The 13,061-nt window shown below is 60.5% G+C and carries 8 protein-coding genes; 6 read left to right on the forward strand and 2 right to left on the reverse strand.

What is annotated here, in order from left to right:
- Window positions 1-12 precede the first annotated feature (12 nt).
- On the reverse strand, window positions 13-2,073 hold the full coding sequence (locus AC0QC4_RS16070; RefSeq protein ID WP_483661122.1) for a serine/threonine-protein kinase: 2,061 nt from the start codon (window positions 2,071-2,073) through the stop codon (window positions 13-15).
- A 164-nt stretch (window positions 2,074-2,237) separates the two neighbouring features.
- Between AC0QC4_RS16070 and AC0QC4_RS16075 the strand changes: the two genes are divergently transcribed.
- Genes AC0QC4_RS16075 through AC0QC4_RS16100 form a run of 6 tightly spaced genes read left to right on the forward strand, consistent with a single transcriptional unit; the run spans window position 2,238 to window position 11,852 of the window.
- Window positions 2,238-3,125, forward strand: coding sequence for a hypothetical protein (locus tag AC0QC4_RS16075; protein WP_483661124.1), 888 nt, complete (start codon window positions 2,238-2,240; stop codon window positions 3,123-3,125).
- Window positions 3,122-4,723: a hypothetical protein gene (locus AC0QC4_RS16080; protein WP_483661126.1), complete on the forward strand. Its 1,602-nt coding sequence runs from the start codon at window positions 3,122-3,124 to the stop codon at window positions 4,721-4,723. Before AC0QC4_RS16075 ends, AC0QC4_RS16080 begins: the two co-directional genes overlap by 4 nt.
- A complete protein-coding gene (locus AC0QC4_RS16085; protein ID WP_483661127.1) occupies window positions 4,720-6,345 on the forward strand; it encodes a hypothetical protein in 1,626 nt (541 codons plus the stop codon). The genes AC0QC4_RS16080 and AC0QC4_RS16085 overlap by 4 nt, the downstream gene beginning before the upstream one ends.
- A gap of 28 nt (window positions 6,346-6,373) precedes the next feature.
- Window positions 6,374-6,943: a hypothetical protein gene (locus AC0QC4_RS16090; RefSeq protein ID WP_483661128.1), complete on the forward strand. Its 570-nt coding sequence runs from the start codon at window positions 6,374-6,376 to the stop codon at window positions 6,941-6,943.
- A 6-nt stretch (window positions 6,944-6,949) separates the two neighbouring features.
- On the forward strand, window positions 6,950-9,304 hold the full coding sequence (locus AC0QC4_RS16095) for a hypothetical protein (protein WP_483661129.1): 2,355 nt from the start codon (window positions 6,950-6,952) through the stop codon (window positions 9,302-9,304).
- Window positions 9,288-11,852: a hypothetical protein gene (locus tag AC0QC4_RS16100; protein WP_483661130.1), complete on the forward strand. Its 2,565-nt coding sequence runs from the start codon at window positions 9,288-9,290 to the stop codon at window positions 11,850-11,852. Before AC0QC4_RS16095 ends, AC0QC4_RS16100 begins: the two co-directional genes overlap by 17 nt.
- 466 nt (window positions 11,853-12,318) lie before the next feature.
- Here AC0QC4_RS16100 and AC0QC4_RS16105 read toward each other — a convergent pair whose 3' ends face one another.
- The gene (locus AC0QC4_RS16105) at window positions 12,319-13,050 is read right to left on the reverse strand and encodes a glycosyltransferase family 2 protein (protein WP_483661131.1); all 732 of its coding nucleotides are present in this window, start codon (window positions 13,048-13,050) and stop codon (window positions 12,319-12,321) included.
- Window positions 13,051-13,061: the final 11 nt, after the last annotated feature.

Consider the following 13,061-nt stretch of genomic DNA (forward strand, 5'->3'; position numbering starts at 1 on the left):
TTCTTCACCTCCTCATTCGGAAATATGCGGAGCGCATTTGACAAAGTCGGCGGGAACGAACGAGGCGGTATCGCCTTCATAACCGACGGCGAACGAGAGCGCATTGCCCGTGCGGACGAGGATCGCCCGATTGGGCGGATTGGGATTGACGCGGCTGTCCCCGGGCAGAGCCACCGAGTTGACCGTAAATTCTACGGTCTGGCTGCTGGCGCTGCGCCAAGCGCGCAGTGCGTCTAGCGCGGCTTGCGACCGGTTAGGGGAATCCGCCCCTCGTGAGAGACTACCGACCTCAAGCCTGATGACTTGACCCGCCTGTGACCCTGAGGTCGTGTTTGTAAGCACCAGATTGAAGATTGTGCCATCGGGCATTTGCGCCCTCATCGTACCTGCAGGTGGTGCTGCCATGGCCTCAACATCCGGGCCAAAGCCAAAATCAAGTGTCAGATCGTTTTCAGAGCAAGCGTCAGAACGCGCGCGATAGCGGCCAGCGAACAGGTTAAGATCGATCCATTTGCCGCCAAGGTCGAACACGCCGTCGCGGGACAGTTCGGATAGGTCAGGTGCGGGCTCCACTGGAATTGGCCCATCGGGCGGCGGATCTACCTCCTCTTCTTTTGCTGGGAGCGCAGGCCGTTCCGAGGCGGCCACAACCGCAAGGAACAGAGCCAGCGGCAGGGCTACCGCCAAAGCCGCCCATGCGCTGCGTCGGCTCTTGTTGGCCGCACGCGTCCCGATTGCCGCAAAGGCAGCGAACAAGCCGAGTAGCGCGGCTGCCAGCGCATTGCGATACACATTCCAATAGGGCCAATAAGGACCAAGATCGATCGATTCGAACAGCCATGTTGCAAGGCCGAACGCCACCCCAGCTGCGCCCAAGCCCAGCAATGCACCGCGCACAAGCGATCCGCTGCCAGAACCGGTTTCGGATTCCGAAGTCGGCCCCTGCTGCTCGGTTGGAAGTTCTATGGGCCTGATCGGGGTTTGCAGCGCACCATTGGCATCGAGAATGCCGGTCGCCGGACGGTTCCCGGGATCGACCTGCGTGTTGCCTCCGTCAGTCGACGGTCGCACGGGTATCGCGACCGATGCGTGGTCTGCCGTCCATTGCCAGCCAGCCGCCCGCAGGTCGCCTGTTCCGGGCATCGGCCCGAGGTCGAATGCCACGAACCATTCGGCGACATCTTGTGGTCTCTGCCTTGCCGGTACGGCAAGGCCAGCGGCGATGGCGGCGCGGAACTCGGGCGGATGTTGGCTCGCTACCGGGTGGTCCGCCAGCCAGCGGGCAGGGTCGATGCCGGCAGCAAAATCGGGCGGCGGCTCGCCACTGATTGCATAGGCGATGACCGCGCTGGCAGAATAAATGTCAGACAGGCTGCCGACCGGCAAACGACCCGATCCGTCGCGCATTTCCGGCGACGCATAGTGACGCGGAATACCAAGGTTATAAATATTGGGTGCCATCAGCCCGAATTCATCGGGCAGCGGGGCGAGCGCTTGCGTGGAGGTCACGCTCTTGTCCGGATCGCATTGAAACAGCGTGACTGGCGAAATGTTGAGATTTGCCCGCCTGGCCTGGTGGGTGAGCTGCATGTCGCGCGCCAGCGCCCTCGTCAGCGATGCGGCGGCGAAACGGCCCAGCGGGCGAGCGGTGTCACCAGCACCGACCCATTCGGCAAGCGACGTGATGGTCGGCCTCTCGATCGGCAGGATGAACCAGTTGGGAAAATCGAGCCCGGTGACCGGCTGGACTTTGCGTCCCTTGCCCATCGTCCGCGACTCACTTTCATCGGTCCAGATTGTGGCGTGCATCGCCCATTGCTGCCAGCGGCTTGCTCCCTTAGAGAGCATGGCCAGATCGCCGATGCTGTGCAACGACCCGTCATCCTGCCGCTCTACTAGCGCCAAGGGTGCATATTCGACAGCAAGAACCGGCTTGTCCAGGTAAGTGGCCCGGTAGAGTATGAGGCTGCGGGCACGACCGAAGCAGCGCTCAACAACCAACCCTGGCCTACAGGCAACTGGGCCAATCAGGCTAAGCAAAGGGTCGGTCAACGTACTCACCCACACCGCCATTCGAATCGGGCGGTTCCCAGCGCAGAACATCGCAATTGGCCAGCGCGCGCAAGCGCCAGAATTTACGATATCGAAATATTTGCAGTTGCTGCCTGACCTGTCGGTGCAATAACGTTTTCATAGAACTTCGCCGAACCTGATTCGGTTGGCGAAAGTTGCGGGAGATGGCGGTGACCGCGGAGAATTCGCAGGTGGACAAAAGTCTCAACGAGCTGCGTCAGCAGCTGCTGATATTCATCCTCGACGAACTCTCCTCGCGGGTTGGTGCAGCGCCGGTAGTGCAATTGCCCAAGGCATTGGCCGATGCGATTGACGCGGAAGTCGTGCGCACCGTCGAAGCGCGAATGGCGCAGGCCAATCTGCCCGACCCCGTAGCGTTCAGGCATGAACTTTTTGCTCAGGCGCGGTTGGGTGGCGACAGTCAGGCCGCACGCGATGCGCAAATGGATGCCATGGCGGCCAAACTTGCAATCCTGATCGGCGGCATGGAGCAGCTGATGCAGGGGCAAGGCGGCTCCTTCGACACGCAGCGGGCGGTTTCGATCAAGGAAGTCGAGGCACTCGGGCTGGCGCGGACCAATGCAGATCGCGCCCGACCAAAATCGGGTGGAGCGGACCGGTCGATGGTGGATGCCAATTGGTCCGGTGATGGCGATACACCAAAACGGCGCTCCATTTTGCAAAACTGGCTGGTGGGGGTGTTAGCGGGGGTGGCATGCGCAGCGCTGGGTGTTGCGGGCACATTGCTGTATCAATCGGCATTTTCAGCCAGCGAACAAACGCCAAGAGTCGACAGCAACACTTCGACCCCGACACTCCAGAACAACGATGATGCAAGCACCGAAACGGGCGCGTCACCGGAAGACGCGCCTCCAGCGCCGGAAGCTGTTACAGAGTTGAACCGCGAGGGCGGCGCTGTCACCCGTGGCGCAAGGTCGACGCGACCCTCAATAGAGCGTACGCAACCCTCGAGCGCTGCGCCACCAGCAAGCGCGACTCCACCCGCGCCGCCGCCGACCGAGCAGATCAGCGAGTCGCCTTCTACAACATGACGCCCCCCGCTGCTGCCCTCTCACTGCCGACCTTTGTCTTTGGTCCACGCAATGCCGAGGGTCGGGACTTCCAGATTTTGGCCCAGTCGAACGGCATCGAGCATTTGCCGGTCGAGGCGCAGGGGCTGATCTATGACATTCCGCTGCTGCTTTCCGCATGGGGTAGCAGCGGTGAGCGTGCGCTTTTGTTTGCTGTAGCACTGGGCCCTGCTCTGGCACCGCAACTGTTGTGCCGCGCCGCGTTGCTGGGACGCAGCGGCATTGGCGTGCGCACATTCGGGCATGGCCTGTTGGTCGAGCCGGGATTGCTGGATGATCCCGCGCGCGCAGCAAGTCTGGTGGGACTTGTCCCCCCGCCCGACGGCAGCTTGCGGTTTGCTTCCGCACCTCTGACCGTTGGTCTTGAGCAGCTCGATTCCGCGCTCCCTGCCACTGCTGCATTGGACTGGTCGGGCCTCGACCTTGCGTGGGCGGACCGGATTATCGTCAGGCCGGACGCGCAGGCTTGGCCGGCTTCTCTCGAGGCTCTGATGCTGTCGGCGCTAGCTTCGGTTGATCCCCCTGAGCAACGCAGCCGGATCACAGGTTGGTCGACAAGCGCCGCGATGGAACCGGTGGGACGCTTCGACCCGCGGCGTCTGTTCAACCTGATCTTTGCCGATAGCGCTGCAACAGCCGCTTATCCGAAGCATCTGCCTTTCACGCTGGGCGAGGGCGCGAAGTCTGGGGTGACACGACCTGTCGCCTATGACGCATGGCAGCAACTGACAGCGATTCTCTCACGGCATCATGATCCGGCGCTTGCCAGCCTGTCGCTGCCATGGCGGCGGGAGGACAGCGGCCTTGCCAATGGTGCGGCGCAAATATCTTTACTGCACCGTGTGGCGCGGGCCGTCGATGGCGGTGCGATGATGGGCTGCATTGGCACCCTTCTTAACCTGCCGGACAGCGAAGCCAGTGCGCGGCAATGGCGGCGGGCTGCGGCGGCAATGTTCCGATCAATGATGATCGAAGCGACGGACGCACGTGCCGCCCCCTATTTTCTGGCTCGTGCGTCGACCTTCGATGCGGCGCAGCGGCAGGCATTGTTTGCCGAAGGCTGGCTGGCGGTGACCGCGCCATCGCTGGCGGCGCTCGATCAGGACGGCTTTGCAAATTTGGCCGATGTCGGATTATTGAAGGCGTTGCCGACCCTCGAATGGTTCGACGCTTATCTGAAAGCAGCGCCCTTCTGGCAGATCGACAGGCTGGTGCTTAGCCATGCCGGGACGACTGGCGATGGCGCTGACGACCCCGTGCTGGCAAAGCTGGTGCGAAAATTGGCTGCGCGCAGTACGGTCGACGATGTACCAGGGCTCTTGGCGACGATTGAGCGATTGGTGACCGCTGGGCGGGTGCGTGCGGTGGGCTTGGCTTTGTCCATCGGCCTGGTGCGGCGACTGCGACCTTTGCTCCCAGCTGCGCAGGGTGTGCTTAACCAGGCGCTGTGCAGCGTTCTTGGCCGGACCAGGAAAATGGATCTCGCATCGAGCGACCGTTGGCGCGCCTTCGGTGCCGCACTGGCACTGGTCAATAGCGAGCAGAGGAGCGGACGATGAGTACGCCGAAGCCTGACCCTGCGACCTGCCCGATCGACGGCGAACCCCTCTCCGAAGATGGCAGCTGCCCGGTCTGTACTGTGTTGGCTTCTAGCGAAGACGAAACGCGCGGGAATGATCGCTCAGGAGAGCAGAATGCGTATGTGCCGGGACCGATGGCGGCACCGCCTAGCCCGTCCGTCGCACCGGCAATCGAGGAGCCAACAATAACGGAGACAGATGAGGGGAAGCGCAGCACCGGCCCTCAATCGACGCGCGACACGCAACCCAAATCCGACCGGGGAGGTAGCCGCGAAGCTGCGGCCGGCTATAGCGAGACAGAAACGGCCACCTTTGTGGACGCACTCGAAGCCTTTGATCGCGAACTGGAACAGGTCCGCAAATATGGTCTGTTCACGATAACGCTGATCGGCCATTCTGCCGCCGGCAAATCGTTCCTGCTCAACCGGCTTAAATATGAACTGAGCACAGGCGAACACGGTTTTTATTCCGAGCCGCCCTTTGTCCAGACGCTGGAAAAGATCGAACGCACGACAGTGCCGACCATGCATTGGTTCGAACGGAAGCGGGACAAGAGCAGATTTGCCATTGCCGATATACCCGGCGACTATCTGCCCTTTTTCCTTGCGGGCAATTACGTGCGTTCAGCCCCGATCCTCGATGCGATCATGCGATCTTCGGCGCTGGTGCTAGCCATGCCGGCGGATGCGGTGGTGCTGGGCGAAGCACTGAAACTCCTGCTGCATGACAAGAATATTGCACTCGGGCCAACGAGGAACGGTGTGCCTACTGTCCCTGCAGCCAGCCGCGCGATGTTTCGAAGCCTGCCGGGCTGCGAAACGCTCGACAACAAGGAGATAAATGCAGCCATCAAGCTGGCGCACGCAATCGCGGACGAACATGACAAACTCAATGCTTTCCAGAATGGCATCAAGTCGCTGGCAATCGCTGCGGCTTATCTGAAAGCGAACGAACTGGCCGCCGATGAAGCGGGGATCAAGGCTGCACAACTGACACCTAAAAAGCTCGCCGATTTCAGGCATGGCGACATCCCGCCGCTGGGCGGACCCAGCGGAATCGGGCTGCCGGTGTTTGTTGCCCTGACTAAGGCCGATGTCCATCTGCCCTTCTTCCGGACCGTCGGTGAACTCGTCCCTGTCGACCCGAAGACCAATGCGGCAATATCAGGAAAGGACGCTGCACTGCTTGCCCGACTCGGCAACGCCGGATTGAAAATTCTGCTCGACCTGCTCGACGACCATCGTGACGACCGCGAACTGTTCGGCAATCCAAGAGAACTGGTCCGTATCCATCGCAGCCAGTTGTTGTCGATAATGGACAATTGGATGCCGATGAACCGCTTCGATCTCGTCACGGCCTATTATGGGCAGCCGCCAACCGACATGATCGACAACCGTCAGCAGAGCTTTGGCGTGGACAGCATAATCCAGTGGTTCAACACTGCCCACCGCCTGCGGCAACGCAGCAATCTTGTGCTGGCTGGAAAGCGCAGCTGGCGCCCAGACCCCATCAACAGCGGTTCGCTGCAACGCGCGCAAGCGTTTCGTGCGGCGATGACGCCGGGCAGCGAGCGCTTCAAAAATCTGCAATTCTTGTCCTGACGGGATGGATGCAAAGGGGACGCAAAGCGTGGGGATCAGACTCTATTCCGATCTAATTCTGCAAACCGAGCGGGGGTTTCGCGCAAGCTTGGGCGGACTGATTTTGGCGGCATTGGTGATCTGGGCTCTTCTGGCCGGTTGGCCAGTGGCATTCGACGGCCCGGACATCCCGGCTGGAAATGTAACGGCCGAAAGTGTCGGACCCGTTTTTGCGTGTGGTCCCGTAGCCGAGCAGCAGGCCGGGACCTGCGGTGCCGACGTGGCAGACTACATCAACAGCCACTTCGGCGGGGCTCCAGCCTCTGAAACAACTGCGGCACGAATGCTGTGCGCGATCGGGCGAGGCGGCGTCGACGGACTGCGATACCCTAGCCGCGAAGCATGGTTGGTCGGCGAAGGTCTGGTCGATTGCTCATTGGGAGAATGGCTCGCGACACGGGGCCCGCTCTATCGCTACGGCCTGGTGTCCGCACGGGCGTCTTTCTGGATCGGAAATTTAACCGGCTTGCTGCTGCTGATCTTGGCTGTGGGATTCGCTTGGCGAACCTATGCGACGCGCCGCGCGGTATACTGGCTTTACGCGAGCGAGCACCCCTGAATGTCCGTGGCTTTCATCGCTGCGTTGTTACTGTTGCTGTGGATCATAGGGCACAGATGGTCGCGCAATGGCGGCGGAGCCTCAACGGGGCGCGCACGGGACTATAGCTTCATCGTTCCGCTGATCCTGATCGCTTTGGTGCCGCTCACCAGCAGCCATCGAGAACCCAATCCAGTGGCAATAAAGCTTACGGGAATTGAATCGTCCAACCATCTGACGGTTGGCAACGACCGCAGGCGCGACGATCTGTTCGTTCCCTATTTTCCAGGCAAAAGCAGTGCCAGCCCAGCGCCGAAGCCGTTTGTTACTGCGACCGCAGATGGTGCCCTGTCGCTTGCGGCAACGGGCGATGGCAAGCGGGCCGGGATGGATGTACTGTTTACCGCCGCCGATGGAACAAGCTGTAGACTGCGGTACAACACTTCGTGCGGTCCGACCGGGGCACCAGTCGGCCGAGCCTCCGTTCCATGGACCTCTGCACCGGTTCGTATCAGCCTGATCCGCGCGGAACCTTGCCGGTCCGACGAGAATGGCTGCGACCGGCGACAGCATATACGGTCCACCGAGCGGCGATCCTTTACTCTCTCTTTGGCTGAAGCCAGCGGCAAGTCAGTGATCCGCCTGAGGCTGGACAGCCCGGAGGGTGCAGACGGTGGCACCTGCCAGCAACCACAGCTGGCGATGCAGGCGCGCGGACCTGAAGACGCGGCAGCCGATGGAATCGCTGCGTCGGGCTTTCTTTTCACCAATCTAAACCCGCAAATCGTGGCAAGCGACGCGCTGCCGCTTGACCAGAGGTGCGCGGCAGGGACCGACTCTATCGCCCTCCCCGCCGAGCGAGCCGACGGCACGCGCGTGTCCCTGGTGCTCAATGTCACCCGTGCAGGGGTCAATTGGCCCGGCGTCACGCTGTTTTCGCTTATTCTCCTCTTCTCGTTTGTAACGGCCGCGGCCATCGGCAACCGGGGCAGGTACCTTACCATTGCGGAGCCTGTGGTACTTTCTCTGCTGGCGATACGCATGCTGGCGACCATGGCAGCGACTTACCTCAGCCCAGGCCTGTCGAGCATTCCGACTGTCGCAGAGCTCATCAGCGATACGGTTGTTCTCTTTGTCGCGCTTCGCATGATGCTGTGGCGTGAAATGCGGCGCGATTGGCGCTTCGCCATGCTCCACATCGGGTTTGCGGCAACAACGCTGCTTTCGGCAGAGGCGATAGCCGGAAGCGCAAGCGGGAACTACGCGGCCGCGCTCGTCAAGGTCGGCCTGCTGGTGTTGATCTGGCTCGGCGCGCGGATAGGTGACACAATCGCTGCCCGGGCGAAATCGGCACCTGATGGCGACCAACCCACGCAAAAGTCGAACGGAAGCAAAGCAGTAGCGAGTTATGCATTGCCGCTGGCCGCAGCGGCGGTTCTTGTGGTGATATGGTTCTTTGCCAAGGAACGCGTGCTTGGCGTTTCGACCGCCACGCTGAGTTTGATACTGACGGTTATCGGGGGTGGCCTGCTGATGGCTGAAGCGCGCGGTCGATCTCATATTGCGAACGCGGTGATTTGCGCGATTTTTCTTTTTGCCATTGCGCTCGGCCCGCTGCTTGGCAGGGATTCGGGGTTCATACTCGTTGCGAGCGGACCGCTGATCGCGGCCACCTTATGGGCATGGCGACGGCAGCTTGTCTCGGATCCCTCCACAGGGTGGGGCAGAATGATACCTGTGCTGGCTTTGGCCCCTGTGCTGGCCATATCGGCCTATGCTGGTTATCTTGTGCACACCTTGCCAGGCAGGAATGCGGATTTGCATGATCGTATTGCCGCTGCGACGCAAATTGGCGAGAATGATGCGCGCCTCATAGGATTTGCGTCGCCCGATAGCTTGGAAACAATCGGCAACAAGGCCGCCTTTACCCAGCTCGAGCAACAGGCCCTGCTCGACCAGATCAGCGACAACAACTGGTTTGGGCACGGATATCTCGCGCCGGCGAACCTTGGCAATCTCAGAGATTTTCAGCTCAATGACAATTTTGCCGCCGCGCACATTCACTGGCCGTTCGGTCGGGTCGGCCTGATTCTGATCCTGGGCGTGACAATGATGTTGGTAATCTCGACCCGGCCGCCACCGCTGCCGGCGACGGCAACGATAATCGAGCGATGGCGTGATGCGAGCGCCACATTTGCTGCTTGGCTGTTGCCGGGAATAACCGCCTATATGGTGTTGGCAAACTTGGGACTCGCACCATTTACCGGTCGCAACATGGTGCTGTTGTCACCCGGTTCGACCAGTGACCTTATGGAGGCGATGGTACTCCTGGTCGCAATCGGGCTTGCCACTGGGGGAGAGGACGATGGTGGGAACCAATAGTCGCCACATGGTGGGCATAAAGCGCGCAGCAGAGCGCCAAAAGGACAAGAAGCTCGGTCGGGGAATCCGACCGGCACTAGCGGTCGATCCCAAGCAGAAGCAGATGCTGTTGACTCTGTTATGTTGTACTGTCGTTGCGTTTCTCCCGACAATCAAGACTTATGCAGTTACACCCTCCTCTCAATTGGCGACGACCAGCTATCAGGATTTGGTCGATACACTCATCGACAACAATTTGTTCAAGCTGTCGGACAATGGCTTGCAAGTTCAAGTGAATGAGATCGGCATTGCCCAATTGATCACTCGTGTGAGAACTGACGGGGATGCCGAGAACGCTGTCCCTTGCGGCCCGTGGTCAGGCGGGAATGCTGCGGCTGACGCGGCGATTGGCACGTGTCGAGCGGCCATCGACAGTTTCGCCGACAAGTCGTTCCTGAGGGGAGACATGGCTGACGCGACCAGCCCGGTATGGCGGTATGAGAATGCCTTCCTGTCAGGTACGACCCCCGGCGCTCGCGCTCTGGCCGTTGCCAGAGTAGCAGGGCCGAACCGCCAGATCCAAATCGGAATCAAAGGTGACGCACGGCAATTCGTGGTCGAAGGCCGAGCGAACGGGCGTGTTTTTGCTGTTCCTCTCGGAACAGGTGCGATGCATTCGGAACGGCTGACGGGCGCGCGAACGCCAGCGACCGACACCGCAGACCCGCCGCAGCTGCTGTGCCTGTCTTTTGGAAGCGATCGCGAGCGGTGCCAGGATGAGGTGGCCGTCATTCATTTGCCGGGATATGGGGTCATGCTGCGCATCCCCCGCCAAGGAAGCACCGTCGGCGACAGCAGATCGGCGCCGATGTCGGTCACAATTGACGGCCAGCAAAAGCGAACGCGGCAGGATTATCCCGTGTTCGCACCGCTGCGACCCAACCAGACTGTTCAGATCAGTAGAAATGGCATCCAAGCGCAGTTTCAGATTGTCGAGCGCGCTGTCGATCTTGCCGATCTGCCCGCGATGGCGGGGATAGCAGCCGCCGTACGCGCGGCCCGACCACAGGGCGATATTCAAACATCGATCCGGCGGGACGTACACATCGACGCGCAGCGAGCGCTCGACGAGCTGCTAGCCGAGCCGCGGGCGGTAACTGTCCGCGCATCGGCAACATTCTTGGATGGTTGGACCGGGGACATCGTCGCCCTGCCCTCATTTCCGCACCGCGAAGATCAGTTGGGCACGGGTGAGGGTGAGCGGCAATTTCGGCAAGGATGGCTGACGACCAATATGGCCATGGTGCCGTTGGTGATTGGGTCGGTAGCCAAGGTGCCTTTCGCCGCCGCACTACTCAAAACCTATCCTGGGTTGGGCGACCCGCGCCTAACGTACGCCTCGGCAGACGCGGGCGCCATCAGCAGCATCGAGGGTTCTCGTCTGCGCAGTAACGGGCAAGCTGTGACGGTGGAAAACCTGCACGGCACCCAATCCTTCGGATTTGTCGACTTCATCGCCCGATCCAATAACTATTTCGCGCTTGCCATGATGAAGCGCGGCAGCGGTGCCGAAAGAGTGCAGGAATGGGCACCGGCTTTCTGGGCGTTCAATTGCGGCGTAGCGACGGCGAAGGGCGATGCCTCCAGCGACGACCGCTATGGGGGCTGGTTTACTGGCGGACAATGCGCCTCCACCCTGTGGCCGAACGTCGACTTTGTCAGACCGCAAGCATTGAGGGCGGTAGAAATTGATCCTGTGTCCTTCAATCTGGGCGATGCTTACCTCCTGAACAACAACTATCCCGATTATTATATCAACGTGCTGGGCGGCGGTCGCTCGCTATGGTCGACGATCGGGCTCGCGCAGGCATTCAGCCGGATCGTCACAATGCGTGAGGTCAATGCCGGATTCACGCATCAAGAACAGGCAGCGCTGCCACCCCTGTTGTTTGGCAAGAAGGCACCTAAAGGCCTTGAGCCGTTGCTGCTGGGTATGCGCCACGTAGTCAGCCGCAACTACAACGGTACGAATTCAGGGACCGCTGCGGCCCTCCATGACGTGCTGCGCGATAGTTATTCCAGCTTCGATGTGTATGCCAAGACCGGCACCTTTGAAACTGCCGCCAGCGCTGCTGCAGACCGGTATCCTTGCTTATCTTGGCAACTAAGGGCCGGAGATTCCTTGGTGGTCAGAGAAACAGGTGCACCCGGCGTCCTGCGATTGACGATGACGCCTGTTGCCAGATGCCCTCAAGGCCAGGGAAGTCTACGCGACGATTTAGAAAGACTGAACGCAAGTTCTGATGATGTTGCAGCCTTTATTGCCTTACGAAGTGCAGCTACCGGACGGATAAGGACGATGCCTGCACTGACAAGAGCGGTGGAAGGCTCCGGCAAAGCACTGGTGCTGGTATTTCGGTGCAAAAGGGATGGCATGCGAAGCCATGTCCGCACAATTGCTATTAACATTCAAGCGAGAGAACAAAACGATATGAGTCCGGCAATCAATTATGCAAAAAGCATCCTTTCCAAAACAAGTATACGTCGCTGGATCACGAGCGGATGCTGAATTTCCGCGCTCGCAGCCCTTCCGAACCAACGCGTCCAAACAAGGCGCAATGGCCCGCGGTCGTCGTGATAGCTTTGCTACCTGGCGTAGTACCACTGACTGTAACCGCCTGGAATACTGCATCCTCCGCTGAAACGGCCCAGCCTGTGGAACAAAGCTGCCCTATGGGGAAATTGTCCGAGTCTGAAATCAACGATATTAAGAATAGTGTACAAATTTCTATATTATCCAGTACCAAGACTAGCAGCAATGGTGCTTCGGAATCCATTTCGACTCAAATGGCGAATTGGCTGATGGATCACTGCCGTTCTGTTCAGGACAATTAGATTGGACTTGGGTGAATTGTGATGAATTTATTGGGAATGTTAAAACATTTTTGCGTGATATATTGTTCCTATAGCGTATCGATGCGGGTATTTGCGCTATATGCTTGGAAATAATTCTGGCTCCACAGGTCATCGAGCAATTATTTAACTTGCAGCGTCACTCCTGCAAGTTGCTCTGCCGATATAAGCTGATCGGGCGTTAGGCCGCTGACCCAGCGGGCGATTGAAACCAGATCCAGTGCCCTGGCATCGTCCGGTGGCTGGCGGCCGGCGGCGCGGTAATGCTCTGCCCAGCGGCTGACGTAGGTCAGCGTCGGCGCGGCGGTCCGGGCGGCGGTGAGGCCCATGCGGATCAGGGCGGCGTGGACGATGCGATCCCCGATCGGGGCGAGCGGACGCGGCATCAGCGCCCAGCGGGCGATGACCGGATAGGCGGGCGGCAGCAGGAACAGGCAGTTGGTATCGACCAGCCCGCTTTCCTCCGCAGCCGGCACCGGCGTGCCATCGGGCAGTTCGAAGCGGCGTCGCGCGACGACGAGGCCGCAGTCCGGCGTATGCGCGGCGAGGCATTGTGCGACATGATCGGGGTCGAGCCGGTTGTCGGCATCGAGGAAGCCGATGGCGCCATAGCCTTCGCCCGCCGCCAGCAGGGCGCCGATGCCGCGCGCGACATTGCCGCAATCGCCGTGGTTGCGGTCCAGCCGGATGTGGCGCACGGCGGTGTCGTCGAGCCAGTCCTGCCCGGCGCCGTCGGCGATCAGCAGATGGTCGGCGGGCACGCTCTGCTGCGCCACGCTGTCGATGCAGCGGGCGAGCAGCGCGGGCGGCTCCTGCCAATAGGGGGTGACGATGGCGACGCGCACTGTCTCCATCGCCCCGCCCG

This window comes from Sphingomonas sp. jy18 (assembly GCF_056931895.1).

Bases quoted from the DNA above. Each gene is read 5' to 3' on its own strand.
- AC0QC4_RS16070 (WP_483661122.1), bottom strand. From the start codon at position 2,073: ATGGCGGTGTGGGTGAGTACGTTGACCGACCCTTTGCTTAGCCTGATT.
- AC0QC4_RS16075 (WP_483661124.1), top strand. From the start codon at position 2,238: ATGGCGGTGACCGCGGAGAATTCGCAGGTGGACAAAAGTCTCAACGAG.
- AC0QC4_RS16080 (WP_483661126.1), top strand. From the start codon at position 3,122: ATGACGCCCCCCGCTGCTGCCCTCTCACTGCCGACCTTTGTCTTTGGT.
- AC0QC4_RS16085 (WP_483661127.1), top strand. From the start codon at position 4,720: ATGAGTACGCCGAAGCCTGACCCTGCGACCTGCCCGATCGACGGCGAA.
- AC0QC4_RS16100 (WP_483661130.1), top strand. From the start codon at position 9,288: ATGGTGGGAACCAATAGTCGCCACATGGTGGGCATAAAGCGCGCAGCA.
- AC0QC4_RS16105 (WP_483661131.1), bottom strand. From the start codon at position 13,050: ATGGAGACAGTGCGCGTCGCCATCGTCACCCCCTATTGGCAGGAGCCG.